Genomic DNA, 26,118 nt, shown 5'->3' with positions numbered 1-26,118 from the left:
TTCGCTCACGAGGTTCCTTCCTCGGATCCGGGACAAAGCCGGAGATCACTTGGTTAATAATCCGCACGATGGCGCAGTGCGCTCGAAACATGTGCGTGGCGCGGGCCCAGCGGGCCTCGCTGACGCGGCAATCAGCCAATCACGTCAGGGGCTAGCCTACACGCGCACGGCCGTTTTGGGAAACCTAACGCCCCAAAATGTGAGCACCGGCAACCTGCTTCGAGTCCACCGTGCGGAAACCCTGCTTGGCCAAAATGTTCGCCATCTCGGGCGCCACCTGCGCAAACAGGAGGATCGTGGGCCCAGCCCCGCTCACCACGGCGGGCCAGCCCGCCTCGCGCAACGCCTTGAGCAGCGCGGCCGTGTGCGGCATGGAATCGGCTCGGTAGCCCTGGTGGAGGCGGTCCTCCGTAGCGGCAAACAGCAGCGAGGGATCGCTCGCCAGCGCGTGGGTGAGCAGCGCGGCCCGCCCGGCGTTGAACGCGGCGTCCGCGTGCGGAATCGTGGGCGGCAGGACTGCGCGCGCCGTCGTCGTCGGTAACACCTCGTGCGGCACCAGCAGCGTGGTCCTCACCTGCGGGGAAACCGCGAGCTGGGCCGTGCGGTAGCCCTCGCCCTCGGTCCAAGACAAGGTGACACCGCCGTAGATCGCGGGCGCGGCGTTATCCGGGTGGCCTTCGTATTCGGCGGCGATGTTGAGCACCTGCTCGAGCGTGAACTCGGCGGGGCTCCCCAGCATCTCGCGCACGAGCATCACGCCCGCCACGACCGCCGCCGCCGAAGACCCCATACCTTTGCCGTGCGGGATCGCGTTGCGGCACACCAGCTCGATGCCGGCGGCCGGCGCGCCCACACGCTCGAAGGTCTCGCGCATGACACGGATGATGAGATGCGTCTCGTCCTTCGGAAGCGTGTCATGCCCCTCGCCCACCACGATCACCTTCGAGGCACCCGTGGTGAGGGTAGCCGAGACCTCATCCCACACGTCGTGAGCCATGCCCATCGAGTCAAAGCCCGGGCCAAGATTTCCCGACGACGCCGGCACCCGTACCCGCGCCGTGTCGTTCACGATCCTCATGACAGCCCCAGGACCCGGGCGGCGGCCTGCGTGGTCGGCTCGATCGGATCGAAGTCCAGCTCCATGTCGCCCAGCGCGGTGGCCGTGTCTTTCAGGCCATTGCCGGTCACCGTACACACGATCTTCGCACCGCTCGGCACCTTGCCCTGCTCGCCGGCCTGGAGGAGCCCGGCCACCGACGCCGCCGACGCCGGCTCCACGAACACCCCCACCTCGGAGGCGAGGATCTTCTGGGCGGCGAGGATCTGCTCGTCGCGTACACGGTCAATCCAGCCGCGCGAATCATCCCGGGCGGCCTCGGCGTACTTCCAGGAGGCCGGGTTGCCGATCCGGATCGCGGTGGCGATCGTCTCGGGCTGGTCCACCACGTGGCCGAGCACCAGCGGTGCCGCGCCCCACGCCTGAATGCCCCACATCTGCGGCACCTTCGCGGCCACGGGATCCATGTGGAGGGCCGAGTCGTCGAAGGAGGCCAGGGTGGTCCGGCCCGCGTACTCGTTATAGCCCATCCAGTAGGCCGAAATGTTGCCGGCATTGCCCACGGGCAACACGTGGATGTCCGGGGCGTCACCCAGCTCGTCCACGATCTCGAACGCCGCGGTCTTCTGACCCTGCAGGCGGTAGGGGTTAACCGAGTTGACGAGCGCCACCGGGTGGGAGTCGGTCAGCTCGCGCACGATGTTGAGGCAGTCGTCGAAGTTGCCGTCCACCGCCACGAGGCGGGCGCCATGCACGATCGCCTGGGCGAGCTTGCCCGCCGCGATCTTGCCCGCGGGCAGGATAACAGCGCACTGCAGCCCCGCCGCCACGGCGTAGGCAGCCGCCGACGCCGACGTGTTACCAGTGGAGGCGCAAGCCACCACCTCCACGCCAGTCTGCAGCACCTGCGAGATCGCGGTGGTCATGCCGCGGTCCTTGAACGAGCCGGTGGGGTTCGCGCCCTCCACCTTGACGTACACCTCGGCGTCCAGCTTCTCCGACAGCGCCTTGGCATAAACGAGCGGCGTGCCACCTTCCTTGAGGGTGACCACCGGGTCCGAGTCCGCAAACGGCAGCCGCTCACGGTATTCGCTGATGAGTCCTTGCCACTGATGAGCCATTATTCGTCCTCTACCCGAAAAACGCGCACCACCTCATGCACGTCACTAATCTTTCCTACAGCCTCGATGGTAGCCGCCATGTCGGCGGCAGACGCGGCGTGCGTAGTAATCGCGAGCGCCGCCAGGCCAGGCTGGCCGTCAACTTCCTGGTTGACGGCCGAGATCGACACGCCCGCCTCCGCGAACGCGTCCGTGACCTCAGCGAGCACGCCCACCCTGTCGGCCACCTGCAGGCGCACGAAGTAGCGCGAGACCGATTCCCCGGCGTCCATGAACTCCGACTCGCCGAGCACGATCTCCTGCGGGGCACGCCCACCCAGCACCTTCTTCGCCGCCGCTGCAACGACGTCGGACAGCACCGCCGACGCCGTGGGGGCGCCTCCCGCTCCCCTGCCGTAGAACATGAGTCGGTCCGCGGACTCGGCCTCGATGACCACCGCGTTGAAGGAACCGCCGATGGAGGCCAGCGGGTGGGATACGGGCACGAGCGAGGGCGCCACGCGCGTCTCGATCTTGCCGCCGGCCTGGGTTGCGGTCGCCACCAGCTTGATGACGTAGCCGTTCTTCGTGGCCGCCTCGATGTCCGCGTCCGTGATCGAGCGGATGCCCTCCACGTCGACGTCGGCGAGCGAGACCCGCTTGTGGAAGGCGAGGGAGGCGAGGATCGCGATCTTCGCAGCGGCGTCGAAGCCGTCGACGTCGGCCGTGGGGTCCGCCTCCGCGTACCCGAGCTCCTGGGCGGTGGCGAGCACCTCGTCGAAGGTGAGGCCCTTGGTGGTCATCTCATCGAGGATGTAGTTCGTGGTTCCGTTGAGGATGCCCTTGATCGCCTTGACCGAGTCCCCCGCGAGCGACTCGCGCACCGCGTAGACCACCGGCACCGCGCCGGCCACGGCCGCCTCGTAATACAGGTCGACCTTCTTTTCCTTCGCCAGGTCATACAGCTCGGGGCCGTGCTCGGCTAGCAGCGCCTTGTTGCCCGTCACCACCGAGGCGCCCGATTCGAGGGCGTGGCGGATGAGCGTGCGCGGGGGTTCGATGCCGCCAATGAGCTCGATCACGACGTCGGCCTGCTCGATGAGCCCGGCCGCGTCAGTGGTGAGCAGGGCCCGGTCGATCGCCGGGTCGCGTTCGGCGGCGAGGTTCGATACCGCGATCCCGATTAGTTCGAGGTCCGCCCCGGCGCGCGCCGAGAGCAGCGCGTTGTTTTCGGACAGCAGGCGGGCCACCTGAGTGCCCACGGTGCCGCAGCCGAGGAGCGCAATCTTGATACTCATGTCGTCCTTTCGCACTAGCCCACGTCAAGGGCGAGCTGATCCTCGATTGTCTCACGGCGGAGGATAACCCTGCAGTGTCCGTCTCTTACTGAGACAACGCCAGGGCGCGGCAACATGTTGTAGTTCGATCCCATCGAGCGCCCATAGGCCCCGGTGACGGGCACGGCCAGCAGGTCCCCGGCCGCGAGCGGCGGCAGAGCGACGTCGTGAACCACGATGTCCCCCGACTCGCAGTGCTTGCCCACCACGCGACAGCGCGCCTCCTCGCCCTCCACGAGCCGGTTCGCCACGAGCGCCGTGTACTGGGCGCCGTAGAGGGCGGGACGGAGGTTATCGGACATGCCGCCGTCCACGGAAACGTAGCGGCGCGGGCCGGAATCGGTGGCCACGTCCTTGATCGTGCCCACCGTGTAGAGGGTCATCATCGCCGGTGCCACGATCGAGCGGCCCGGCTCGATCGACACGCGCGGCGGGCGCAGGCCCGTTTGTGCCACGTGCTCGGAAACGGCGGCGGCGAGCACCCGGGCGAACTCCTCGGGGGCTGGCGGGACGGCGTCGGCGTCGGTGTAACGCACGCCGTATCCCCCGCCCAGGTCCACCTCCGTAATCTCAATGCCCTGGCCCGCTGCCCACGCCCGCACGTCCAGCACGGCGCGCGCTGCCTGTGCGAAGCCGTCAGCGGCGAGGATCTGGGAGCCGATGTGGGAGTGCAGGCCGATGAGCGAGAGCGCGGGATTCGCGGCGATGCGGGAGATGGCCTCCTGCGCCGCGCCCGTGGTCACCGACAGGCCGAACTTTTGGTCCTCGTGGGCCGTTTGGATGAAATCGTGCCCGCCGGCGTGAACGCCCGTGGTCAGGCGCACGTAGACGGGGGCGCGCGTGCCGGCCGCCCGCGCGATACGCGCCACCTGCTCGATCTCGGGCAGGGAGTCGACCACGATGTGGGCCGAGCCGCACTCGAGCGCGAGCGTGATCTCGGCATCCGACTTGTTGTTCCCGTGCAGGCCGATGCGGCTGCCCGGCACGCCGGCCGCGAGCGCCGTGCGCAACTCTCCCTCGGAGGCCGAGTCGATGTTCAGCCCCTCCTTAGCCATCCAGCGGGCCACGGCCTTGCTGAGGAAGGCCTTGCCGGCGTAGTAGACGTCAGCGCCCGCGAGCGGGGCGAAGGCCGCATCCATCGCGTTCTTCCAGGCCCGCGCCCGGGCACGCATGTCCGCCTCGTCCAAGATGTAGGTGGGCGTGCCAAACTCGCCGGCGATCTGCGTCACGGGCACGCCCGCCACCGCAAGCTCGCCCGACTCGGTGCGGGCGACGTTCGCCGACCACACCCCGTCCGGGCGGCCTGTCGGCTCGGGTGCGCGGGCCACCACGGTTACATCCTCTCCGGGGCGCTGACGCCGAGCAGCGCCAGACCGTTGCACAGCACCTGACCGGTGGCGTCGTTGAGCCACAGGCGGGTCTGGTGGACGGGGCTGACCGGGTCATCCCCGCGCGGGGTCACGCGCGAGATGCCGTACCACGAGTGGTACTTGCCCGCCAGCTCCTCGAGGTAGCGGGCCACACGATGCGGCTCGCGAAGCTCGGCCGCCTGCGCCACGATCACCGGGTATTGGGCGAGCGTTGCCAGCAGCTCCTCGTCCGCCTCCCCATCCAGGAGGGCCGGGTCGAAGGCATCGCGCCTCACGCCGTGCTCGGCCGCATTGCGGTCCACGGCGCAGGTGCGCGCGTGGGCGTACTGAACGTAGTAGACCGGGTTCTCGTTCGTGTTGGAGGTAATGAGGCCCAGGTCGATCTCCAGCGGGGAGTCCATCGCGGCGCGCACCAGCGAGTAGCGGGCGGCGTCCACCCCGGCCGCCTCCACCAGGTCGCTCAATACCACGATCGTGCCGGCGCGCTTGGACATCTTCACCGGCTCCCCGTCCCGCACCAGGCTCACCAGCTGGCCGATGAGGATCTCCAAGTTCTCCCCCTGGCCGGCCGTGTCACCGAAAGCGCGCGCCATCGCGTACATGCGCCCGATGTAGCCGTGGTGGTCGGCGCCCAGAATGATGACCACGCGGTCCGCGCCACGCTCGCGCTTGTTCAGGTAATAGGCGATGTCGCCCGCGAAGTAGGCCGCGTCCCCGTCGGACTTGATGATCACCCTGTCCTTGTCATCGCCGAAGTCCGTAGTGCGGATCCACGTGGCGCCGTCGGCCTTAAAGATCACGCCCTGCTCATCTAGGCGCGCGATCGCCGCATCCACCGCGCCCGACTCGTGCAGCGAATCCTCGTGGAAGTACACGTCGAACTCCACGCGGAAGTCACGCATCTCATCCTTGATCGCGGCAAACATGAGGTTGACGCCGCGCTCGCGGAAGACCTCGCGCGCCGCGTCGTCGTCAAGCCCCGCCGGGTCCGGGCGCCCGGCCGCGAGCTCGTCGGCGATCACCTGCTGGGCGATGTCGGCGATGTACTGGCCCCCGTACCCGTCCTCCGGCGCCTCCTCACCACGGGCGCGAGCGAGCAGGGACTTAGAGAAGCGGTCGATCTGGGCGCCGTGATCGTTGAAGTAGTACTCGCGTACCACGTCCGCACCGCTGGCCTTGAGGATGCGGGAAAGCGAATCGCCGACGGCGGCCCAGCGCGCGCCGCCCACGTGGATCGGGCCGGTGGGGTTGGCCGAGACGTATTCAAGGTTGATGGTGGAGCCCGCCAGCACATTCGCCGTGCCGTAGGCCTCCCCGGCCTCCACGATCATGCGAGCAAGCTCACCCGCGGCGGCCGCGTTCAGCGTGATGTTCATGAATCCCGGGCCCGCGATATCCACGGCCGCAATCGCCTCCGAGCCTGCAATCCTGCCCTTGAGGAGTTCCGCGAGCGCGCGCGGGTTCGTGCCCGCCTTCTTTGCCAGCTGCAGGGCAACATTCGTGGCCCAATCGCCGTGTTCGCGACTGCGCGGGCGCTCGACCTTCACGTCCGGCAGGTCGGCCGGATCCAGGTTGACCTCACCGGCGGCGATCGCCTGCTCGAGCGAGGTGCGTATAAAGGCAGAAAGATCTTCAGGAGTCATGCACCAAGCATACCGGCGCCCGCCGACGCACCCAATTTGGTATCACCACACGATTCGATTCTGCGCGGCCTGCGGTGTTAGACTGACGAATCGCCGGGCCCCGATAGCTCAGGGGATAGAGCGTCTGCCTCCGGAGCAGAAGGTCGCAGGTTCGAATCCTGTTCGGGGTACTTTTCCCTCGCCCGCGCCGCGCCCTACGCCGTGCGCAAGATCGCCACCGGATCTCTGTTGACCGCCCACGCGATCGGGATGAGCGCCGTCAGCGACGAGGTCAGCACCATCACGAGCGCCACCGCCACCGTGAACTGCGGCGGAATCGGGCTCAGCCACACGCGCGCCACGACGTCGGCTGCCAGGCCCGCGAGCGCCGCTCCTAGCGCGATCGGTAGCGTCACCCTCACCAGCGTTAGTGCTGTGAGGTCTATTCGCGTGATCCCCAGCGCTCGCCGCCGCCCCAGCAGCCGGCGGTAGAGGAGCACGTAGGCAAGGGAGACCACCGTGGTGAGGACGCTACCGAGCCCGATGACGGTCAGCAGGACCGACTTCGTGTAGCTGGCAAAGTCCCCGGACGTCACGCGGTCAACAATGGCTAGCCCCGAGCTTTCGAAGGTCAGCTGGCCCGGGGACTCCTCGGCCGCGTACGTGCGGATCGCGGCCTGGATGGAGGGCACGGCGTCGATGGCATCGGCCATGACGACGATGCTACGCATGGTCTGTAGCTCGGAGTTCTGGACGACCACTGACTCGGCGAACACCTCGTATCCTGGGCGGACGGTCGCGCCCGCCACCACGGGAAACTCCCTCCCGGCGCTGGTGAGCACGACGCCGGAGGGCACCTCCCAGCCCAGCTTGCCGAGGACCTCCTCGTCGATCGCGGCCTCGCCGTCGGCGGGCGGGCGCCCGCGGGAGAGGACGAACGGCACGCTCAGGTCGGTCACCTGCCACGCGGTGGTCTTGGCGCCCGGGACGGCCGCATCCCCCTCCAGTACCTCCCCCACGCCGATCACCGACTCCACACCACGGGTGGTTCGCAAGAGCTGGACCACCTGGGCATTGAGGAGCTTGCCCGTGGCCTCGCGAACCGTGAGCACGCGCGCCGAGGGATCGTTGAGCTCGCCTGCCAAGGCCTCGCGCTGAGCCACCTGCTGTCCGGCAGTGAGCAGCGCGCCGAGCGTCGCACCGAGCGAGACGATAAAGAGGAGGAGGGTGGGGACCACCTGCCGGCGCGCGTCCCGCCGCGCCTCGCGTAGCAACTGCACCAGCCTCATACCTCCACCCCCGCGCTGACATCGAGCACGTAATCGCACGCCTCGATGACAAACGGGTCGTGCGTGGCGACGACGACGGTGCGGCCGGCACGTGCCTCCTCCTGGAGGAGGGAGAGGATAGTCTGCGCGTTGCCGCGGTCAAGGTTTCCGGTCGGCTCGTCGGCGAGGATGATCGCCGGGCTATTAATGAGCGCGCGAGCCATCGCGGCGCGCTGGCCCTGGCCGCCCGAGATCTTGGTGGGGCGCTTGCCCTCGAAGCCGCTCAGCCCCACCTTGGCCAGTAGCTCCGTACCGCGCTCAACGAGCTGTCGGTACGTGTTGCCCACGTAGAGTCCCGGCTCCACCACGGAATCGAGGATCGGTGAGAAGTCGTCCAGCTCGGAGTCCTGAAAGACGAATCCAATGTTGCGGGCCCGAAAGGTGCTGCGCTGAAAGTCGCTTAGCCCGCTAACGTCCCGCTCCCCAACACAGACCGCCCCCGAGCGCGGCTGAAGCATGAGCCCGAGGATATAAAGGAAGGTCGACTTCCCGCAGCCGGACGGGCCGGTGAGGGCCGTGAGTGCCCCGGGGTGGAAGTCGTAGGAGAGCCCCTCGAGCACGCTTGGGCCCTTGCCATAGGCGAAGCTCACGTTGTTGGCGCGCAGCGTGTCCATCAGTCGCCCTCGCCGAAGACGCGGATCTCGCTTCCCACATCGATCCCGTCGACGACCGCGACGCCCTGGGAAGCGCCCAGCACCACGACGTCGTGCCGCTCGCCGGCGGCGTCGACGACATAGGTGGCGCCGAGTGCGTCGGTCATGATGGCCGAGCGCGGCACGAGCGGGCCGGAGACCTGCGGCACAATCTCGATGATCGCCTGAAGCTCGCTGCCGGGGGTGAGCCCCTCGCAGTCGTCGTCGCACACGGTGCCACCGCCGACGCCTTGGATCTCGACCTCGTAGGTGAAGGACTCCTCGTTCTTGCGGGTCTCGCCCACCACACCGCTCCACTCGTGCTCGCCGTTCGTGAGGCGCACCTGGGCCTCGGTGGGCAAGAGGGCCTGCTGTGATTCGTTGAGCACAAGGAAGACGCGCGCAGTGCCGGCCGGTGCGGACATCACCACTTCTCCCCCGGCAAGTAGCGCGCCCTTTTTGAGGACCTTCCGGTCGAATGTGAGCTCGGCGGGCAGGCTCGGGCTGGCCACCAGCTGCCCGAGCTGAACCGTTCCCGTAACAGGCTGGCCCGTGTCCTTTTGCCACTGGCGCACGTTCTTCTCAGCGATCGGCCCGAAGTCTGAATCCACGGCCCCCGGGTAGCCGAGCGCGTTGAGGTAAGCGTTGAGCTGCTTGACGTCCGCGCCCGTCATGCCACGGGAGAGGTCGCGATAAAACGGGACGTCGCCGTCGACGACGCCGACGGGCAGCCCGCCCACTTCGTACAACGTCTGCCCGGCGGAGAACACCTGATCCTCGGCCACGAACGTCACGACTCCGGGGAGCACGTTCGTTGCTAGTGTCGTGCTATCCACGTCAACGCTCGCGCCAAAGCTCAGGCTACGGCCCACGCTTCCCGTCTCCACCGTGACGGTTGCGGGCGCGGCCTTGACCGGCACCGCCTCCTCACCGCGGAGAACGACGTAGCCCGCACCCAGCCCGAGGCCGGCAGCAACCAGCACCGTGAGGAAAAATGCGATGATCCGGCGCATCGTGCCACCCTTCTTTTTCGATCAGCAACGCCTTTTGGTCAAAAGCGCTCCTCCACATTGAAACGCTGTTACTTTAATCACATACATCCCAGTACACCTCAGATAAGAGATCGGATCATGTACATCAGAAAGACTCTCATTGCTCTTTCCACCTCGCTCGCACTCGCACTGAGCATCGCTGCTCCGGCAACAGCTGCCTCTCGAAGCGGAACAGCAACCTGCCCGGCGGGAGTTGCAGGGGGCATCTCCGCCTATTCCGAGCGACGGTTTCCTAGTAACTACATGTATGTGAAGGTCGGCACCTCAGTTAAGGACAGAAAAGGTCACGACCGTTTGCAGATCGACACCAACCTAAAGACTGCATTTTGGTACGCCCAGAGTCCGAGTCTTCGTAAAGCAGCCGGCTACTGTAACCCGCGTTAGTTGTCTCTCATGTTCATATCTTCTCGCAGCTGCAAGAGTTTACGCGTCGTTGGTGTTGCCCTGTGTGCCGCTCTCATACTCGCCGGCTGCTCCTCACAAGAGGAAACCACGGCGCCCACTGGCACTCCCGACAACCCACGGGACGTCACCGCGTGGTCTCCCTCAGTGATCCCGACGAGCGCCCCCATCACCGAAGAACAGCAGGAAGCATCGCGGCTCGAGCAGGTAACGCAGATCCTCCAGGCTTACGACCTTCCCGCACCCACCTCCGAGGTCGAGCTCCCGCCTGTCGTGCGACGGGTGAGCTACGAGGATTCCGGCCCCCTCATCGCACAGTGCCTGACGGACAACGGCTTTTCCAGCACGTCTTCGGGTGGAATCATCACCACGCTCGACGTGGCCGATGAACAGGAGAAGTCCTTCGCCAAAGTTCGCGCCGACTGTGCCGCCCAGTACCCCATCGACGCGAAATACACGCAAGAGTGGACAGCCGACCAGTGGAGGGTCTACTACGAGTACATGGTCGGGTACTACATTCCGTGCGTCGAGTCCTTCGGCATCGCGATCGACAAGGACAATATCCCTGAAGAACGGACTTTTATCGAGAGCGCCCTGTCCGGCGCTGATAGGTGGAGTCCCGTGGCAGAATGGTTCGACAATCCCGATTATCACAAGCTGACGGACGAGACGACCCCCGAGGGCGCCGAGCTAGCTGAGGCGTGCCGGCAATCCCCGCCGAGCAACAAGCTCTTCGGCTAGTTCGCCCCGCCCCGCATCTGGTCGATCACCGACCGCGCCAACGTCGGCCGATCGGTGATGAGCCCGTCCACGCCGAGCTCGAGAGCCCTGCGCATGTCGTCGGCGTCGTTGACGGTCCACACATGCACGGCCAGGCCGCGTGCGTGGGCCAGCGCGATGAACTTCTCATCTACCACCTGGATGGTCTTGAACAGCTCGGGGACCTGCACGCATTCCACGCCGCGCTCCGGACCCGGCAGGCGGTAGGCCAGCGCGCGCGGGCCCTTGGCCGCCACCACTAGCCGCGCGATCGCGGACGTCCCCATCGAGGAGCGCACTCCCGGAAGGCGCCTGCGCATCCACGCCAGGCGGACCTCGGAGAAGGAGGCCAGGCTCACGCGGTGGGCGGCATTCTGGCGGCGAATCGCCGCCACCATCGCCGGGGCGGTCGCGTTGTTCTTCGCGTCCAGGTTAAAAATGAGGTCCGGGAACTCTTCGAGCAGGTCATCGAGGCGCACGAGCGGGTTACCCGAGTGGTCGCGCACGTGCCGCAAGTCCTTCCACGCCCAGGAGGAGACCGCGCCAGAGGCGTCCGTGAGACGGTCGAGGATCGGATCGTGAATGATGACCGCCGTGCCGTCGGCCGTCACATGACAGTCGGTTTCGACGTAGCGGAAGCCCTGATCGCGCATCGCCTCAAAAGCGACGATGGTGTTCTCCGGGTGCTCGTCCCCACCACCGCGGTGAGCGAGGATGACGGGCTCGCCGATCTCCCACATGCGCTGATGAACCATGAAGCCTGCGCTCGCTAGCACATATCGGACAGATCGACCGCGCCGAAGTCCTCCAGAGCCTTGATCGGGTCCAGCAGGTTATCCTGCCCCGTAGTCTCGATCTCGTGGCCCGTGTGGACCTCGAAGTGCAGGTGCGGGCCGGTGGACCAGCCCTTCGAGCCGACGTCGGCGATGTGCTGGCCGGCCCTGACCTTGTCACCCTTCTTCACGTGCACCCCGTCGTCGTACATGTGGACGTACCAGGTGGTGTATTCCTTTCCATCGATCACGTGGGCGATGACGATGAGGTTCGACGAGCGTCCTGCAATACCCTCTCCCGCGTAGACGACCTCGCCGTCGGCCATCGCGTAGATCGGTGTGCCGGCCGGGGCTGCCATATCCTGGCCCAGGTGGAAGGATGAGGTGTAGGAGATCGGGTCAATGCGCAACCCGAAGGGCGAGGTGAGGCGGTAGGTGCCCGCCGCCATCGGCATGACCACCAGGTCGGATTCGGACTCGAAGGCCGAGGCGAGCGAGTTCGCTCCCCCGCGCAACTCGCACTGGATGGCAGCCCCCGAATACGTGCGTTCGAAACCACGATAGCGGGCCGAGTCCGCCGCGCCGCTCGTCTTCTTCAGGGTGTCCGGGACCGTGGGCTGCGGGGTGGCCACCGTGGAGGTGGCCAGGTTCTGCGCGCCCTGGACGGCCGAGGCGGAATACAGGCTGCCGAATAGGATGCCGGTGACTGCAGAGCCGGCGACGACGGCGCTGAGCACGCCTGCCGTGGCGGGATTCTTCGCCTCTTTGAAGAGCCGGCGGAAGAATGAGAGCTCCTTGGTGGCCCGCGGAGCAACGGGCGGGAGCTCGATCACTTCAGTGACCTGGACGTCGCGAAGTTGAGCTTCGCGGGCGAGCCGGAGATCACGGCGCGATGGTCGCACAGTTTCACGCTCAGCCAATCCGGCCCCTCCTCTTTCTTGTGCGCACAATATCGGGAAAACCCCGGACATCTCCCAATGATAACGGTTTGATAACGCTACCGCGAGCAGTATTCACAACCTCGGGACTGAACTCCCTATGATGTGAGCCACTGCCGGTGAAGTCTCACTTGTCATGGTCACGAAATGGTCGCGGCGGCGCTACTTCTGCATGGCGTCGCGAACCTCGCCAATCAGCTCCTCAATCACATCCTCGAGGAAGAGCACGCCCCGCACCTCGCCGTCCACCACCACGCCCGCCAGGTGAGTGCCGTCCTTCTGCATGGAGCGCAGAGCCGTCTCGATCTCGTCCTTCGAATCCACCTTCGACATGGTGCGGATCTTCCACGGCGCCAGCGGCGCGTTCCGCCGCCCGGGCGCCACGTCGATGATGTCCTTGAGGTGGACGTAACCGACAATCTCGCCGCCCTCCTCAACCGGGTAGCGCGAAAACCCGTGCTGGGCGATCTCGGCCTCCAGCTCGGCCGGGGTGGTCTGCGGCATGACCATGACTAGCTGGTCGGTTGCCACCATGAGGTCGCCAGCCGTGTACTCGGAGAACTCGAGGGCGGAGGAGATGAGGCCGACGTCCGCGTCGAGCACGCCTGCATTCTTCGAGGCCTGCACGATCGATGCCACCTCGTCCACCGTGAACGCTGCGCCCACCTCGTCCTTGGGCTCGAGCCCGAAGACGCGGATGATGTGGTTGGCGAACCAGTTGAGGGAGAAGACCACCGGGTGGAAGATCTTCGAGACGAACACAAGCGGGGGCACCAGGATATAAGCCGCCCGCTCGGGGGTGGTGACCGACAGGTTCTTCGGCACCATCTCCCCCAGCACCACGTGCAGATAGACCACCAGCGCGAGCGCCAGCACCAGCGCGATCGGGTGGAGGAACGACGCGGGCACGCCCGCCGCCTCGAGCGGGCCCTCGATCCAGTGCGCGATCGCCGGCTCCGAGATCGCGCCGAGCGCCACCGAGGCGAGCGTGATCCCGAGCTGGCAGGTGGCAAGCATAAGGGTGACGTTCTCCAGGGCGTAGATGACGGTCTTGGCCGACTTCTTCCCCGCGTCCGCCAGCGGTTCCACCCGCGAGCGCCGGGCGCCCATGACCGCGAACTCGCCGCCCACAAAGAACGCGTTGGTCAGCAGGAGCAGGCCCGTGACAAGGAGTGCCATTCCGATGCTCATTCGTCCACCCCGCAAATCCGCACCTGTTCGATGCGTCGGCCATCCATGGTGGCAACCACCGCGCGCACGCCGTCTTCCTCCACCTCGTCCCCTACCTCGGGCATCCGCCCGAGCCGGGCCATCATCCAGCCGCCCACGGTTTCCCACGGGCCCTCGTCCGGCACGTCGAGCCCGAGCTCGCGGGCCACCTCGTCCGGGCGCATGAGGCCGGGGATCATCCAGCTACCTCCAGAGACGATATGCGTGCGCACGCGGCGCCGGTCGTGTTCGTCGGCCACGTCGCCCACGATCTCCTCCACCGCGTCCTCGAGGGTGACGATGCCCGAGGTACCGCCGTATTCATCGACGACGACAGCCATCTGCAGCCCCTCGGCGCGCAGCTGCACGAGGAGCGGGGCGAGCGCGATGGTCTCGGGCACGCGCGTGGGTTCGACCAGCAACGACGACGACGTCACGCGCACCTGCCCGCGCGCCTCGTAGGGGATCGCCACCGCGCGGCGCAGGTGGACGAAGCCGCGGATGTCGTCGAGGTCCTCGCCGATGACGGGGAAGCGGGAGTGTCCGGTCTCGGCAGCGCGCGCGATGACGTCGGCCGCCGTGTCGTCCACGTGGAGGGCGGCGACCCGCCCGCGGTCGGTCATGACGTCCACGGCGGTCAGCGCGCCGATGTCGATCGAGCGGGTGAGCAGACGGGCGGTGGGCAGGTCGAGCGTGCCCTCCTCCGCCGAGTGCCGCACGAGCGCGGCGAGCTCGGAGGCCGAGCGCGCACCCGAGAGCTCCTCGGCCGGCTCGATGCCGAACTTGCGCAAGATCCAGTTCGCGGTCTCGTTCAGCAGCACGACCACCGGCTTGAACACCGCCGTGAAGATGCGCAACGGGAGGGAGACGAAGGCGGCGGTGGAGAGCGGCTCGGCGAGCGCCATGTTCTTGGGGATGAGCTCACCGAACAGCATGGAGGCGACGTTAATGATGATGAAGGCCAGCGTCGCGGCGGTGCCGACCGCCGCTGCGGGCGCCAGGCTGCCCAACAGGCCAGAGAAGAAGTGTTGCAGCGGGGCCGTGGCCACGTAGCCGAGCAGGATCGTCGTCATCGTAATGCCCACCTGGCACGAGGACAGCTGGAGGGAGAGGTGATGCAGGGCCTTTTGCACGCGCCCGGCCTTCGCGTCCCCCGACTGGGCGCGGTCATCGATCGTGGCTGGATCCAGGGCGACGAGCGAGAATTCGGCGGCAACGAACAGGGCGTTGCCCGCAATAAGTACAAGGGCAAGACAAAGCAATATGAGATCAGTGGCCACGGGCCACCTCTTGTCGTCCTTCCATACCCACCATCGTAACCCACCGCCTGGGCGCGCTGCGGCCCCGCCCTCGCCCACAGGGGAATTCTTGAATCATCACGGGAGTTTTCTTGACGCTAAGAGATTTTGACCGGCGAAAACACCCCGATTTGAGGCCAGTTTTGGGACTTTGCTCCCCCGTGCGAAAGAAAGATCACTAGGCTTGGATACATCGGTCATCCAACGAACAAGTGAGGCAGACAGTGTCGTCAACCAACTCCGATGATTTTGGCGCGAACCAGGGTTTTATCGAAGATCTTTACGCGGCATACCTTCAAAACAAGGACGGGGTCGGCCCCCAGTGGGCCGAGATGTTCCGTAGCTGGGAAGCACAGGGCCGCAAGCCTGCGGGCGCGGCGAGCGAGGCCGGCGTCGTGAACACCCCGGAGCCGAAAAAGGAAGTGACGCCCGCCCAGCGCGCCGTCCACTCCCAAGCCGATCGCGCTTCCACCCCCACCACGAACGTCACCCGCTCCGACCTGCCCCCGCAACCGCGCGCCGCGGCCGCCCCCGCCATCACCCCCTACGCCACGTCCTACTCCCTCCGCCCGGCCAGCGCCGAAGCGGACATGGACCCCAAGGCCAAGGACGTCACGGCCCTCAAGGGCGGGGACCGCGGGCTGGCGAAGAACATGGACGCCTCACTGTCCATCCCCACCGCCACCTCGCTGCGCGCCATGCCCGCGCGCGTCATGTTCGACAACCGCGCCGTCATCAACCGTTTCCTCGCGGCCTCCCGCGGCGGCAAGATCTCCTTCACCCACCTCATCGCCTACGCCATGGTCGAATCGCTGGCCGAAATGCCAGAGATGAACGTGGCCTACTCGATCGAGGATGGCAAGCCGTCCCTGGTCGAACCCAAGCACGTCAACCTGGGCATCGCGATCGATGTCGCCAAGCCCGACGGCACACGCACGCTCGTCGTTCCCTCAATCAAGGCCGCCGAGACGAAGACGTTCTCCGAGTTCGTGGCCGCCTACGAGGAGCTGGTAGACCGCGGGCGCGCGGGCAAGCTCACGATCGAGGATTACCAAGGCACCACCGCCACACTCACCAACCCCGGCGGGCTCGGCACCACCGAATCCGTGCCGCGCCTCATGGTCGGCCAGGGGCTCATCGTGGGCGTCGGCTCCATGACCTACCCGCCCGAATTCCAGGGCACCGCCGATGAGACGATCGCCCGCCTGGGCGTGTCGAAGGTGGTCCACATCGGCTCCACCTACGACCACCGCGTCATCCAGGGCGCCACCTCCGGGCGCTTCCTGCGCCTCATGGAAAACAAGTTGCTCGGCGAGGATAGCTTCTACGAGCGCGTCTACCTCTCGTTGCGCGTGCCCTACACGCCCGTCGTGTGGGAAAAGGACATCGAGTACGACGCCGAACGCGAACTCGGCAAGCCCGCCCGCATCGCCGAACTGATCCACGCCTACCGCTCGCGCGGCCATCTCATCGCGGACACCGACCCGCTATCCTTCCACCTGCGCCGCCACCCGGACCTGGAGATCGGCTCCTACGGGCTCAGCCTGTGGGACCTCGACCGCTCCTTCCCCACCGGCGGCTTCGCCGGCACCAGCCACCTCACGCTACGCCAGATCCTCACCAACCTGCGCGAGGCCTACTGCCGCACCGTGGGCATCGAGTACATGCACATCCAGGACCCGGTCCAGCGCAAGTGGTTCCAGGAACGCCTCGAGCGCACGCCTGAGGCCACCACGCCCGAACAACGCGTGCGGATCCTCGAAAAGCTCAACCAGGCCGAGGCCTTCGAGGTCTTCCTCCAAACCAAGTACGTGGGACAGAAGCGCTTCTCGCTCGAAGGCGGCGAGTCCCTCATCCCGGCCCTCGATTCGATCCTGGACGGCGCCGCCGACGACGGGCTGCACGAGGTCGCCATCGGCATGGCCCACCGCGGCCGTCTCAACGTGCTGACCAACATCGCCGGCAAGTCCTTCGGCCAGGTCTTCTCCGAGTTCGACGGGGTGATGGACCCGCGCAAGCCGGGCTCGGGCGACGTCAAGTACCACCTCGGCACCGAGGGCACCTACACCTCCGCCCGCGGCGACCAGGTGGGCGTATACCTCGCCGCGAACCCGTCCCACCTCGAGGCAGCCGACGGCGTGCTCGAGGGCGTGGTGCGCGGCATGCAGGACCAGCTCGACGACGACGGCGGCGCCGTGGTCCCCCTCCTCATTCACGGCGATGCGGCCTTCTCCGGCCAGGGCGTGGTCACCGAGGTGCTCAACCTCTCCCAGCTGCCCGCCTACCGCACCGGCGGCACCATCCACATCATCGTCAACAACCAGATCGGCTTCACCACCGCCCCGTCGAACTCGCGCTCCTCGCGCTACACCACCGACATCACCAAGGGCCTGCAGCTGCCAATCTTCCACGTCAATGGAGACGACCCGGAGGCCGTGTGCCGGATGGCCCGCATGGCCTACGACTACCGCATGCAGTTCAAGAAGGACGTCATCCTCGACATCATCTGCTACCGCAAGCGCGGCCACAACGAAGGCGACGACCCGTCGATGACCCAGCCGATCATGTACTCCCTAGTGGACGAAAAGCGCACCACGCGCCAGCTATACCAGGAGGCCCTGCTCGGCCGCGGCGACATCTCTGACGAGCAGGCCGCCAAGGTGGAGGACGACTTCCACGCCCTACTCGAGAAGGCGTTCCAGGACGCGCGCGAGGCGGAGAAGAAGGCCGAAAACGACGAGGCCGACGCCGCCGACGCGCTCGGCATGCCCGCCTCCCAGCAGGAGGACGCCGGCACGATGGTCGGCTGGACCACCGCCGTCTCCCCCGAAATCCTCCAGCGCATCGGCCGGGCCCACACCACCCCGCCGGAGGGCTTCACCCTGCACAAGAAGATCATGGCGCTGTTCGACAAGCGCAACAAGATGGCCCACGAAGGCCACATCGACTGGGGCTTTGGCGAACTGCTCGCCTTCGGCTCCCTCCTCATCGAGGGCGTGCCCGTGCGCATGTCCGGCCAGGATTCGCGCCGCGGCACGTTCACCCAGCGCCACGCCGTGGCCCACGACCTGGTGACGGGCGAGGAGTGGACGCCGCTCATGGGCCTGACCGAAGACCAGGCGCGGTTCAAGATCTACGACTCGGCCCTCTCCGAGTACTCGATCATGGCCTTCGAGTACGGCTACTCGGTGCAACGCCCAGACGCGCTCGTGCTGTGGGAGGCCCAGTTCGGCGACTTCGCCAACGGCGCCCAGACCGTGGTGGACGAGTTCATCTCCTCCGCCGAACAAAAGTGGCACCAGACGGCGTCGATCGTGCTGCTGCTCCCCCACGGCTACGAGGGCCAGGGCCCGGACCACTCCTCGGCCCGCATCGAGCGCTACCTGCAGCTGTGCGCGGAGGACAACATGATCGTGGTTCAGCCCTCCACCCCGGCAAACTACTTCCACATGCTGCGCGAACAGGCCTACCGCCGCCCGCGCAAGCCCATGATCGTCTTCTCCCCCAAGCAGCTCCTGCGCCGCAAGGGCGCGGACTCGATGGTGGAGGAGTTCACCTCGGGCACGGTGCAAAAGGTGATCGGCGAGACCCAGGAGCTCGGCACCGTGGATCGGGTGCTGCTGTGCACCGGAAGGATCTACTACGACCTCATCGAGGAGCGTGCCAAGAAGGGCGATGACCGCACCGCGATCATCCGCGTCGAGCAGCTCTACCCCAACCCGGTGGAGGAGCTTCGCGCTGAGCTCGACAAGTACCCGAACGCCGAGGTGTTCTGGGTGCAGGACGAGCCCGCCAACCAGGGCGCCTGGGCGCACTTCGCGCTCGACATGTTCGTGGAGCTCGACCGCGGTATCACGCGCATCTCGCGCCCGGCCGCCGCCTCGACAGCCGCGGGCATGATCGGCCGCCATCGTATCGAGGCCGAGGAGCTCATGCGCCAGGCCTTCGCGCGGTAATGGCGCGATAACACCGAGATATTGCCGACCACGTGGCCCCTGCCTTCGGGTGGGGGCCACGTACTCTATAATGGGCGTGTGAGCATCCGAGTATTCTTCGTAGGCGACGAACTGGTGGCGGGCTACGGCGATGCCCGCGCCCTGGGCTGGGTGGGGCGCACCATCGCGCGCTCCCCAAGCGACCCACCCCTCATGCCGATCTCGCTCGCCTATCCCGGCGAAACCACCGACCGGCTGGTGTCACGCTGGGAGGCTGAGGTGCTCCCCCGCCTCGATCGCGACGCCGACAACCGCCTGGTGGTTGGCCTCGGTTCACACGACCTGTCGGTCACCTCAACTTCGCGCTCTCGCCTGTACCTGGCCAACATGCTCGACACGGCCGTGCGCCGGGGCATGAGCCCCTTCGTGGTGGGCCCGCCGCCGCGGCTCAACATCGCTGCCCGCGACCAGGCCGAGCTCACCCGGGCCTTTTCCGAGGTGTGCGAGAGGCGCCAGATCCCATTCGTCGACACCTACAATCCATTGCGCGATCACGAACAGTGGCTGACTGACATGGCCACCTCCGCCGACTCCTACTGCCCCCGCCAGGCCGGCTACGGCCTCATGACCTGGCTGGTGCTCCACAAGGGCTGGCACCGCTGGCTGGGCATCGAGCCGCCCACGGCCGACTAGCACGTTGAAAGGGGGAGCGCGGATCGCGCTCCCCCTCTTCAGTTCAGTGCGTCTTAGCCGACGCGGATGTAGATCGGGTTACCGTAGATCGGCCCCTCCATGACGCCCGTGGCAGGGTTGCGGGCCGCGATGTGCTGGCCATTGCCGGTGTAGATGCCCACATGGCCGGGCCACCACACGAGGTCACCAGGCTGGGCCTCCGCGGCGGAGACCTGCTGGCCGGCGTACAGCTGAGAGCCAGACGAGCGCGGCAAGGAGATGCCGGCTAGCGCGTACACGTAGGAGGTGAAGCCCGAACAGTCAAAGCCGGCGGGCGACGTGCCGCCGTAGACGTACGCGGAGCCGGCGTAGGAACGCGCGATTCCCACAATGCCGGAGGCTGCCGGGGCGGGGGCCGCGGCAGGCTCTGCGTAGGTGGCTTCGGTCGCCGCCTCGGAGGAGTCCGCGCGGGCGGTCTGCGCGGCCTGGGCGGTCTGCGCGGTCTCGACGGCCGGCGCGGCAACGGCCGGGCTCTCGGCCTCAACAGTCACGGCCTCGAACTGCCACTCACCCTCGGCGGTGGTGGCCAGCGACGCGGAGGAAGCTTCAGGGGCAACGACCGCAGGGGCAACGGCCTCAGGCCGGGCCGCCGGCTCGGCCTCGGTATCAGCGAAAGCGATAGGGGCAACCATACCCACCATGGTCGATGCCGCGAATGTGGACGCGGTGGTGATGCGAGTAGCGGAGTGGTTGCGCTGCTTGATCACGCGACGATCGGCACGAGACATGAGGCTCCTTGTCAGACAATCATTTGATAACGAAACCATAACAAAGGATCACAGCAGGATCACACCATCGTCCACACCTGTGGACGACTTCACAGGCCCGCCCGCGGGCGAATATATGCTGGCCGATTGAAGAGTTTTGGACGATTCCGGGCCGATCTGCTCATATACGAAGATCACCCTGGAATCGTCCAGTAAATTCAAACCGGCGGCAAGCCGGCAGGAAACCCAGCGGAGAAACCCGGGCAAAAAGAAATGGCCGGAGACAACTCCGACCATTTACCTAGGCGTTGGGGCGCTTGCCGTGGTTCGCACTCTTCTTCTTGCGATCCTTGCGCTTCCGTCCACGCTTCGACATGTTTACTCCTCCGGTAGATAGGTCTCAAGTGTATCTTTTCAGCCGGTATCCTACCAACCTACTCGCCAACGATGTGTGTGATCTTCGTACGCAAAGACTCGGGCGCCTCCTGGGAGCAGCACCCGCGGCGGATCACCTTGCGCACCACGATCTCCTCCTCGATCCTCGCCGCGCACGCCCTACACGTGGCGCCGTGGCGGAGAAGGCGGCGGGCGTCATCGTCGGAAATCTCGTCATCCACCAGCTCGAAAAGGTGGTCGAGCACCTCCTCACAGCCGCACTGGGCGCACGTGCACTCCCCGTGGCAGGTGCAGGCCTCGAGTTTGGACATGAGCTCGTCAAACTCCTTCATCACACGTTCTCCTTGACATATCCCAGATCGCGCGCGTAGTCGCGCAGGGCCTCACGCAACTGGGTGCGGCCCCGGTACAGGCGTGACATGACGGTCCCGATCGGGGTGCCCATGATGTCCGCGATCTCCTGGTAGCTAAAACCCTCCACGTCGGCCAGGTAGACCGCCGTACGGCGCTCGTCCGAAAGCTGGTCGAGTGCCTGCCGGATATCCTCGTTCGGCAACAGTTCGAGCGCGAGCATCTCGGCGGACTCCAGCCCGCGCGAGTGGTGGAACGAGGCCTTGTATTCCTGCCAGTCCTCCACCTCGGCCGCGGCCTCCTGGGGCCGGCGTTGGCGCTTGCGATAGGAGGAGATGAAGGCGTTGTTGAGGATCCGGTACAGCCACGCCTTGAGGTTGGTGCCTGGCGTGAACTGGTGGAAGGAGGCGAAGGCCTTGGCGAAGGTCTCCTGGACGAGGTCCTCGGCGTCCTGCTGGTTGCGGGTGAGCCGCAGGGCTGCGCCGTAGAGCTGGTTGAGGTAGGGCATCGCGTCGCGCTCAAAGCGGGCGGTGCGCTCCTCGGGCGTCTCCTCGACCGTCACGGCATCTCCTCCATCCATCACCGGGGCAAACGCACAAGGCGCCGCGGTCTATTCCCGCGGCGCCCTGTGAGCTACCTTGCTACGCCCTCCCGGACGATCGTGGTGACCTCCAGGTCTTCGGTGAAGACGACGGCATTCGCCGGCTCCCCCACCTTCCACTCGAGGGTCACGCCCGGGTCGGCTTGGGTCAGCCCGACGGCGTGGGCCGGGGCTCCCACCCCGCACCGCACGGCGGCCTCCATGTCGAGGTACCCGCCGCGGACCATCCGCTGGACCTCCTCGGCCACGCGAGCAGTGCCGCCCGCAATGGCGCCGTTGCGCGAAAGCCGCGCGACGCCGTCGACAATATCCACATCCTGCCCGCCGAGCACGTACTTGCCGTCCGGCATGCCCGCACCTTCCATCGCGTCGGTCACGAAGACCACGCCGAGCGGGTTCTCTCGCTGGATGAAGGTAACGACGTCGGCGACCAGGTCGGGGTGGACGTGGACCGTGTCGGCCACGAGCTCGACCACCGCCTCTCCCCTGCGCGCCGCCGCCATGAGCTCGCGGACCGGGCCCGGGGCGCGGTGCCCGAGCGGGGGCATCGCGTTGAACAGGTGAGTGGCCATCTGCGGTGGCTTAGCAAAGCCGATCTTCGCGGCGTAGGCCGAGGTGGCCTCGATGACCGCGCGGGTCTGCTCTTCGTCGGCCGAGGTGTGACCCCACGAGGGCACGGCCCCGTAGTCGAGGAGCAGCTGGGCGGCCTCGATGGCGTTGTCCACCTCAGGCGCGATCGTCATCGTCTTAATCCAGCCCTTGCCGGCCTCGAGCCACCCACGCAGCTCATCCAGATCCGGCATACGGATCGCGGCCGGGTTCTGGGCGCCACACTTGGCGGGCGAAATGTAGGGGCCCTCCAGGTGGATGCCCACCAGCTTGCCCTCCTCGCACGCTTGCGCCAGCCCCTTGATCGGGGTCAGCGTGTCAATGAGCGAGACGGTGGAGGCGATGAGCGCCGTCGTGCCGAAGGAGCGGTGGGCCTCGACGGCCTTATCCACGCCCTCGGCGCTCGGGTCGTCGGGGAAGGAGGCCCCGCCGCCGCCGTGGCAGTGGACGTCGATAAAGCCCGGTGTCACCCAGCCCTCCACGCCTTCCTCCACGGGGAAGACCTCGGCCACGACGCCGTCCTCCAAGCGCACGCCCGAGCCGACGATCTTGCCGTAGCCGTTAAGGAGCTTGCCGCGAAGCTCGATCACTTGAGGACCTCCCAGCGCGTGCGGTACATGTCGGTGTTCGTCAGCTTCGAGGCGGCCGCCTCGTCACAGAAGACGACGACCGACGGGTGCATCTGCGTGATCGACGCCGGGCAGGAGGCCGAGATCGGGCCCTCCACCATGCCGGCGATCGCGTCGGCCTTGTTCTCGCCGAGAGCGATGAGGAGCAGGTGCTTGGCCTCCATGATGGTGCCCAGGCCTTGAGTAACGCACTTGTCCGGCACCAGGTCAAGGTTGCCCTCGAAGAAGCGGGCGTTGTCCTTGCGGGTCTGGTGGGTCAGCGCGTCCACGTGCGTGCGCGAGACGAGCGAGACGCCCGGCTCGTTGAAGCCGATGTGGCCGTTGGCGCCGATCCCCAGGATCTGCAGGTGTACCCCGCCGTTGTCGCGAATGTCGGCGTCGTAGGCCTCGGCCGCCGCGTACGGATCGTCGGCCTGACCGTTCGGCGTGTGGAGGTTGTCCTCCGTCAGGCCCGTTTTTTCATCCCCCACGAGCTCGGTACGCAGCACGTTGCGGTAGGCCTCCGGGTGGGCCGGGTCGATGCCGACATACTCATCGAGCGCGAAGGCCTTCGCGTCCGCGAGCGTGAAGTCGCCAGTGGCGTGGGCCTCGCGCAGCTGGGCGTACAGCCCGAGCGGGGTGGAGCCCGTAGCGACGCCGAGGTTCTTCGGCTCGGCGCCCTTCATCGTGTTCATCAGGTAAGCGGCGGCAGCCTTGGCAAGTTCCGTCTCGTCGCTGAAAATTCCGATCTGCATGTTTCTTCTCGCTTTCTTAACTGATGGCATCTGCAAACCACGACGTGATCGTGGTCGGGTGGGTAATGGCCGTGCCGACGACGACCGCGAAGGCGCCCGCGTCCATGACGGCCTTGGCGTGCTCGGGCGTGTGAACGCGGCCCTCGCAGAAGACCGGCAGGTCGGGGAAGGCGGTCACGATCTCGCGCAACAGCTCGAGGTCCGGGCCCACACTCTTCGGGCGCTCGCCCGTGTAGCCGGACAGGGTGGTCGACAGGATGTCGGAGCCAGCCTCGGCCGCCATCACCGCGTCGTCAAACGAGCCGCAGTCGGCCATGACGAGGGCGTCGTCCTTCTTCAGCTCGGCCACCGTCTCGGCGTAGGTGCGCCCGTCAGGGCGGGGGCGGCGGGTGGCGTCGATCGCCACGATGTCCGCACCGGCCATGATGCAGGCGCGCGCGTGGCGCAGGGTGGGGGTGATGTAGACGCCGTCGTGACCCTCTTTCCACAGGCCGATGACGGGCACGTCCACCTGCCCCTTGATAGCGGCGATGTCTGCCAGGCCCTGGCAGCGGATCGCGGCGGCGCCACCACGCTCGGCCGCGAGCGCGATCTGTGCCATGGTCTCAGGGTGGCGCATAGGCTCGCCCGGGTATGCCTGCGCGGAGACGATCAGGCGCCCGCGCAGCGATTCGATGAGCTGATGCATTTAGACTTCTTTCCTCATGAAGTTGATCGCCGCCCCGTACAGGGGCGCGGCGGAACCGAGTTCGCCGAGCTTGATCGGCACGGTGGCGACCGGGTCCATTGCGCGCGCAACAAATCCCGCGTAAACATTTTGCCACCATTCCTCCCCCGAGCGCGTCATCGAACCGGAAAGAACAATGACGGAGGGGTCGATACAGTTGGCAAGCGTGGCGAGCGATTCGCCCGTGGCGTAAGCCGACTCGTTGAAGACGGCCCGCGCCAGCTCGTTGCCGGATTCGGCGAGGTCCTGGAGCTCCTTGCCGTTGGTGACCTCCGGGTCGGCGGCGCCGCGGCGGGAGTTGTACCAGTTCGTGATCCCATGCCCGGAAGCGATGGCCTCAATGTGGCCGGTGCGCCCGCACGAGCAGGGCATGCCCTCGGCCAGGTGGTGGTGGATGTGCCCGTAGTGGCCGGACAGGAAGTGATCACCAAAATCGATCTGGCCATCGCGGATGAGCGCGCCCCCGATCCCGGTGCCGAGCGCCATCGACACCGCCGACGTCGCCCCCTTGCCCGCACCCATGACGGCCTCGCCCAGCCCGTGGGCGTGGACGTCGTTGATGACGTGGACGGGCAGGCCCGTGGCCTGGGACAGCATCTCCCCCAGGCGCGTCCCGGCCCATCCGGGCATCGTGTTCGTAGCTGAGACGATCGCGCCCGTGGCCGGGTCGACCACACCCGCGCTGGCGATTCCGATGCCGAGGAGAGAGCGGTTAGCACACGCATCCACCACCATGTCGCGGATGCGCCGTGCCACATCGGCACCGCCAGCGCGAGCGAGAGTCTTCATGGATTGGCTTTCGCCGACGCACAGGTGCTCGGCGTCGGCGAAAGCCCAACCCACCTTGGTGCCACCAATATCGATCGTCAGGATCTCGGCACCAGCCATGGTCCCCTCCTAGTTGAGATGCCCGGTTTCCCGGAGCACGCGGGCCACGGCCTCCACGTTCTCACCCTCAAGAGCGAGGACGGGCTCGGGCATCGTGTTCGTCTCGAACACGCCGAGCAGCATGAGCGCCGTCTTGAAGGCGCCGACGCCGGCCGCGAAGCCCACCTCACCAGAGGCGACCTGGACGATCCGCATGAGGCGGGTCGCCTCATCCTGCAGCTCGCGCACCCGGCCCCAATCGCCGGCCTGGTAGGCGCGCCACTGCTCGACGAAGATGACCGGGTCAACGTTCGCCAGGCCCGGCACCGAACCGTCCGCGTGGGACATGTAGGCGCCGTCCACCACGACCTCGTGCCCGGTGAGCAGGGCCAGGTCAAGGCTTTCCTCGTCACGGGCCTGGGCCAGGAAACGGAAGGAGACGTCGTCGCCGGACGAATCCTTCACGCCCGCCAGCACGCCCTCTCGGGCGAGCTCGAGGATGAGCGCCGGGGCGAGCTTGACGTGCACGCACACCGGAATGTCGTAGGCGAACAGCGGCAGGTCCACCTCCTCGTGGACGAGGCGGAAGTGACGCTTGATCTCCTTCGGGCCCAGGATTGCGTAGAAGGGGGCGGTGGCGACGATGGCGTCGGCGCCGAGCTCCTTGGCCACGCGAGCGTGCTCAATCGTGCGCTTGGTGGTCATGTCGATGACACCGACCAGCACGGGCACGCGGCCCGCCACGATCCGCACGGCGTTCTCGATGACCTCGCGGCGGCGCTCATCGGTGGAGAACACGACCTCGCCGGAGGAGCCGAGGACGAACAGGCCATCGACTCCGGCGTCGATCATGCGGTTAATCGAACGCTCAAACGAGGCGACGTCGAGCGCGCCGTCCGCGGTGAGCGGGGTGACAACGGGAGGGACAACTCCACGGATTTTCATTGGTCTTC

General features: G+C 66.8%; 25 protein-coding genes and 1 tRNA gene. 4 read left to right on the top strand and 22 right to left on the bottom strand.

Going from position 1 to position 26,118, the window contains the following annotated elements; genetic code table 11:
- Nucleotides 1-184 precede the first annotated feature (184 nt).
- From thrB to argS, 5 genes are read right to left on the bottom strand one after another with little or no spacing between them, the layout of a single operon-like run.
- The gene (gene thrB / locus HMPREF3174_RS03300; RefSeq protein ID WP_070447865.1) at nt 185-1,078 is read right to left on the bottom strand and encodes a homoserine kinase; all 894 of its coding nucleotides are present in this window, start codon (nt 1,076-1,078) and stop codon (nt 185-187) included.
- A complete protein-coding gene (gene thrC / locus HMPREF3174_RS03295; protein WP_062613439.1) occupies nt 1,075-2,178 on the bottom strand; it encodes a threonine synthase in 1,104 nt (367 codons plus the stop codon). Before thrC ends, thrB begins: the two co-directional genes overlap by 4 nt.
- A complete protein-coding gene (locus HMPREF3174_RS03290; RefSeq protein ID WP_070447902.1) occupies nt 2,178-3,455 on the bottom strand; it encodes a homoserine dehydrogenase in 1,278 nt (425 codons plus the stop codon). The genes thrC and HMPREF3174_RS03290 overlap by 1 nt, the downstream gene beginning before the upstream one ends.
- Before the next feature lie 14 nt (nt 3,456-3,469).
- Nucleotides 3,470-4,825: a diaminopimelate decarboxylase gene (lysA, locus tag HMPREF3174_RS03285; RefSeq protein WP_070447861.1), complete on the bottom strand. Its 1,356-nt coding sequence runs from the start codon at nt 4,823-4,825 to the stop codon at nt 3,470-3,472.
- 2 nt (nt 4,826-4,827) lie between these two features.
- The gene (gene argS, locus HMPREF3174_RS03280; protein WP_070447859.1) at nt 4,828-6,507 is read right to left on the bottom strand and encodes an arginine--tRNA ligase; all 1,680 of its coding nucleotides are present in this window, start codon (nt 6,505-6,507) and stop codon (nt 4,828-4,830) included.
- A 97-nt stretch (nt 6,508-6,604) separates the two neighbouring features.
- On the opposite strand from argS, the gene HMPREF3174_RS03275 reads away from it, so the two are divergent.
- A tRNA-Arg gene (locus HMPREF3174_RS03275) sits at nt 6,605-6,677 on the top strand.
- A gap of 24 nt (nt 6,678-6,701) precedes the next feature.
- On the opposite strand, the gene HMPREF3174_RS03270 is transcribed toward HMPREF3174_RS03275, so the two are convergent.
- From HMPREF3174_RS03270 to HMPREF3174_RS03260, 3 genes are read right to left on the bottom strand one after another with little or no spacing between them, the layout of a single operon-like run.
- Nucleotides 6,702-7,775 (bottom strand): hypothetical protein, encoded by a 1,074-nt coding sequence (locus HMPREF3174_RS03270; RefSeq protein WP_070447856.1) that lies wholly within the window; start codon nt 7,773-7,775, stop codon nt 6,702-6,704.
- Complete coding sequence (locus tag HMPREF3174_RS03265; RefSeq protein ID WP_070446442.1) at nt 7,772-8,428, bottom strand: ABC transporter ATP-binding protein; 657 nt, start codon at nt 8,426-8,428, stop codon at nt 7,772-7,774. Before HMPREF3174_RS03265 ends, HMPREF3174_RS03270 begins: the two co-directional genes overlap by 4 nt.
- Entirely contained in the window at nt 8,428-9,459 is a 1,032-nt protein-coding gene (locus tag HMPREF3174_RS03260) for a peptidoglycan-binding domain-containing protein (protein WP_070447853.1), read from the bottom strand. Before HMPREF3174_RS03260 ends, HMPREF3174_RS03265 begins: the two co-directional genes overlap by 1 nt.
- Nucleotides 9,460-10,047: 588 nt before the next feature.
- Between HMPREF3174_RS03260 and HMPREF3174_RS03255 the strand changes: the two genes are divergently transcribed.
- Nucleotides 10,048-10,641 (top strand): hypothetical protein, encoded by a 594-nt coding sequence (locus HMPREF3174_RS03255; protein ID WP_070447850.1) that lies wholly within the window; start codon nt 10,048-10,050, stop codon nt 10,639-10,641.
- Here the strand turns inward: HMPREF3174_RS03255 and HMPREF3174_RS03250 are convergent.
- The 4 genes from HMPREF3174_RS03250 to HMPREF3174_RS03235 form a co-directional block, all read right to left on the bottom strand.
- Nucleotides 10,638-11,414 (bottom strand): glycerophosphodiester phosphodiesterase family protein, encoded by a 777-nt coding sequence (locus HMPREF3174_RS03250; protein ID WP_082661142.1) that lies wholly within the window; start codon nt 11,412-11,414, stop codon nt 10,638-10,640. The genes HMPREF3174_RS03255 and HMPREF3174_RS03250 overlap by 4 nt on opposite strands.
- A 14-nt stretch (nt 11,415-11,428) precedes the next feature.
- Nucleotides 11,429-12,334 carry a M23 family metallopeptidase gene (locus tag HMPREF3174_RS03245; RefSeq protein WP_068538674.1) on the bottom strand — a complete coding sequence of 302 codons (906 nt, stop codon included), beginning with the start codon at nt 12,332-12,334 and terminating at the stop codon, nt 11,429-11,431.
- Nucleotides 12,335-12,532: 198 nt separating this feature from the next.
- Nucleotides 12,533-13,561: a hemolysin family protein gene (locus HMPREF3174_RS03240; protein WP_068538673.1), complete on the bottom strand. Its 1,029-nt coding sequence runs from the start codon at nt 13,559-13,561 to the stop codon at nt 12,533-12,535.
- Nucleotides 13,558-14,859, bottom strand: a complete 1,302-nt coding sequence (locus HMPREF3174_RS03235) for a hemolysin family protein (protein WP_062613429.1) — start codon at nt 14,857-14,859, stop codon at nt 13,558-13,560. Before HMPREF3174_RS03235 ends, HMPREF3174_RS03240 begins: the two co-directional genes overlap by 4 nt.
- Nucleotides 14,860-15,101: 242 nt before the next feature.
- Here HMPREF3174_RS03235 and HMPREF3174_RS03230 point away from each other — a divergent pair, with 242 nt between their 5' ends.
- A complete protein-coding gene (locus tag HMPREF3174_RS03230; protein ID WP_070447847.1) occupies nt 15,102-18,833 on the top strand; it encodes a multifunctional oxoglutarate decarboxylase/oxoglutarate dehydrogenase thiamine pyrophosphate-binding subunit/dihydrolipoyllysine-residue succinyltransferase subunit in 3,732 nt (1,243 codons plus the stop codon).
- Between the two features lie 84 nt (nt 18,834-18,917).
- Nucleotides 18,918-19,505, top strand: a complete 588-nt coding sequence (locus tag HMPREF3174_RS03225; RefSeq protein WP_082661162.1) for a GDSL-type esterase/lipase family protein — start codon at nt 18,918-18,920, stop codon at nt 19,503-19,505.
- A 53-nt stretch (nt 19,506-19,558) separates the two neighbouring features.
- Here HMPREF3174_RS03225 and HMPREF3174_RS03220 read toward each other — a convergent pair whose 3' ends face one another.
- Genes HMPREF3174_RS03220 through HMPREF3174_RS03185 form a run of 10 tightly spaced genes read right to left on the bottom strand, consistent with a single transcriptional unit; the run spans nt 19,559 to nt 26,110 of the window.
- Nucleotides 19,559-20,272, bottom strand: a complete 714-nt coding sequence (locus HMPREF3174_RS03220) for a C40 family peptidase (protein ID WP_070446451.1) — start codon at nt 20,270-20,272, stop codon at nt 19,559-19,561.
- Nucleotides 20,273-20,320: 48 nt separating this feature from the next.
- Nucleotides 20,321-20,548: a hypothetical protein gene (locus HMPREF3174_RS09210; protein WP_101923637.1), complete on the bottom strand. Its 228-nt coding sequence runs from the start codon at nt 20,546-20,548 to the stop codon at nt 20,321-20,323.
- Between the two features lie 4 nt (nt 20,549-20,552).
- Entirely contained in the window at nt 20,553-20,627 is a 75-nt protein-coding gene (locus HMPREF3174_RS09645; RefSeq protein ID WP_099981265.1) for a 50S ribosomal protein bL37, read from the bottom strand.
- 58 nt (nt 20,628-20,685) lie between these two features.
- Nucleotides 20,686-20,979, bottom strand: a complete 294-nt coding sequence (rsrA, locus tag HMPREF3174_RS03215; protein WP_062613425.1) for a mycothiol system anti-sigma-R factor — start codon at nt 20,977-20,979, stop codon at nt 20,686-20,688.
- Nucleotides 20,979-21,578, bottom strand: coding sequence for a sigma-70 family RNA polymerase sigma factor (locus HMPREF3174_RS03210; RefSeq protein ID WP_068538670.1), 600 nt, complete (start codon nt 21,576-21,578; stop codon nt 20,979-20,981). The genes rsrA and HMPREF3174_RS03210 overlap by 1 nt, the downstream gene beginning before the upstream one ends.
- A gap of 53 nt (nt 21,579-21,631) precedes the next feature.
- Nucleotides 21,632-22,798, bottom strand: coding sequence for an N-acetylglucosamine-6-phosphate deacetylase (locus tag HMPREF3174_RS03205; protein WP_062613423.1), 1,167 nt, complete (start codon nt 22,796-22,798; stop codon nt 21,632-21,634).
- Entirely contained in the window at nt 22,795-23,571 is a 777-nt protein-coding gene (nagB, locus tag HMPREF3174_RS03200; protein WP_062613422.1) for a glucosamine-6-phosphate deaminase, read from the bottom strand. Before nagB ends, HMPREF3174_RS03205 begins: the two co-directional genes overlap by 4 nt.
- Before the next feature lie 16 nt (nt 23,572-23,587).
- The gene (locus HMPREF3174_RS03195; protein WP_062613421.1) at nt 23,588-24,259 is read right to left on the bottom strand and encodes an N-acetylmannosamine-6-phosphate 2-epimerase; all 672 of its coding nucleotides are present in this window, start codon (nt 24,257-24,259) and stop codon (nt 23,588-23,590) included.
- Nucleotides 24,260-25,186, bottom strand: a complete 927-nt coding sequence (locus HMPREF3174_RS03190) for an ROK family protein (RefSeq protein WP_070447843.1) — start codon at nt 25,184-25,186, stop codon at nt 24,260-24,262.
- Nucleotides 25,187-25,195: 9 nt separating this feature from the next.
- Nucleotides 25,196-26,110, bottom strand: coding sequence for a dihydrodipicolinate synthase family protein (locus HMPREF3174_RS03185; protein ID WP_062613419.1), 915 nt, complete (start codon nt 26,108-26,110; stop codon nt 25,196-25,198).
- Nucleotides 26,111-26,118 lie beyond the last annotated feature (8 nt).

The sequence above is a fragment of the Trueperella sp. HMSC08H06 genome, assembly GCF_001808465.1.
Taxonomy (GTDB): domain Bacteria; phylum Actinomycetota; class Actinomycetes; order Actinomycetales; family Actinomycetaceae; genus Trueperella; species Trueperella bernardiae.
The sequence above is the reverse complement of the archived record's forward strand: the minus strand, read 5'-3'. Positions and strand labels throughout refer to the sequence as shown.

What these genes read in the sequence shown, in the direction of transcription:
- thrB (WP_070447865.1), bottom strand. Translation starts at nt 1,078, where the DNA reads ATGAGGATCGTGAACGACACGGCGCGGGTACGGGTGCCGGCGTCGTCG.
- thrC (WP_062613439.1), bottom strand. Translation starts at nt 2,178, where the DNA reads ATGGCTCATCAGTGGCAAGGACTCATCAGCGAATACCGTGAGCGGCTG.
- HMPREF3174_RS03290 (WP_070447902.1), bottom strand. Translation starts at nt 3,455, where the DNA reads ATGAGTATCAAGATTGCGCTCCTCGGCTGCGGCACCGTGGGCACTCAG.
- argS (WP_070447859.1), bottom strand. Translation starts at nt 6,507, where the DNA reads ATGACTCCTGAAGATCTTTCTGCCTTTATACGCACCTCGCTCGAGCAG.
- HMPREF3174_RS03270 (WP_070447856.1), bottom strand. Translation starts at nt 7,775, where the DNA reads ATGAGGCTGGTGCAGTTGCTACGCGAGGCGCGGCGGGACGCGCGCCGG.
- HMPREF3174_RS03265 (WP_070446442.1), bottom strand. Translation starts at nt 8,428, where the DNA reads ATGGACACGCTGCGCGCCAACAACGTGAGCTTCGCCTATGGCAAGGGC.
- HMPREF3174_RS03260 (WP_070447853.1), bottom strand. Translation starts at nt 9,459, where the DNA reads ATGCGCCGGATCATCGCATTTTTCCTCACGGTGCTGGTTGCTGCCGGC.
- HMPREF3174_RS03250 (WP_082661142.1), bottom strand. Translation starts at nt 11,414, where the DNA reads ATGGTTCATCAGCGCATGTGGGAGATCGGCGAGCCCGTCATCCTCGCT.
- HMPREF3174_RS03240 (WP_068538673.1), bottom strand. Translation starts at nt 13,561, where the DNA reads ATGAGCATCGGAATGGCACTCCTTGTCACGGGCCTGCTCCTGCTGACC.
- HMPREF3174_RS03220 (WP_070446451.1), bottom strand. Translation starts at nt 20,272, where the DNA reads ATGTCTCGTGCCGATCGTCGCGTGATCAAGCAGCGCAACCACTCCGCT.
- HMPREF3174_RS09210 (WP_101923637.1), bottom strand. Translation starts at nt 20,548, where the DNA reads ATGGTCGGAGTTGTCTCCGGCCATTTCTTTTTGCCCGGGTTTCTCCGC.
- rsrA (WP_062613425.1), bottom strand. Translation starts at nt 20,979, where the DNA reads ATGAAGGAGTTTGACGAGCTCATGTCCAAACTCGAGGCCTGCACCTGC.
- HMPREF3174_RS03210 (WP_068538670.1), bottom strand. Translation starts at nt 21,578, where the DNA reads ATGGATGGAGGAGATGCCGTGACGGTCGAGGAGACGCCCGAGGAGCGC.
- nagB (WP_062613422.1), bottom strand. Translation starts at nt 23,571, where the DNA reads ATGCAGATCGGAATTTTCAGCGACGAGACGGAACTTGCCAAGGCTGCC.
- HMPREF3174_RS03195 (WP_062613421.1), bottom strand. Translation starts at nt 24,259, where the DNA reads ATGCATCAGCTCATCGAATCGCTGCGCGGGCGCCTGATCGTCTCCGCG.
- HMPREF3174_RS03190 (WP_070447843.1), bottom strand. Translation starts at nt 25,186, where the DNA reads ATGGCTGGTGCCGAGATCCTGACGATCGATATTGGTGGCACCAAGGTG.
- HMPREF3174_RS03185 (WP_062613419.1), bottom strand. Translation starts at nt 26,110, where the DNA reads ATGAAAATCCGTGGAGTTGTCCCTCCCGTTGTCACCCCGCTCACCGCG.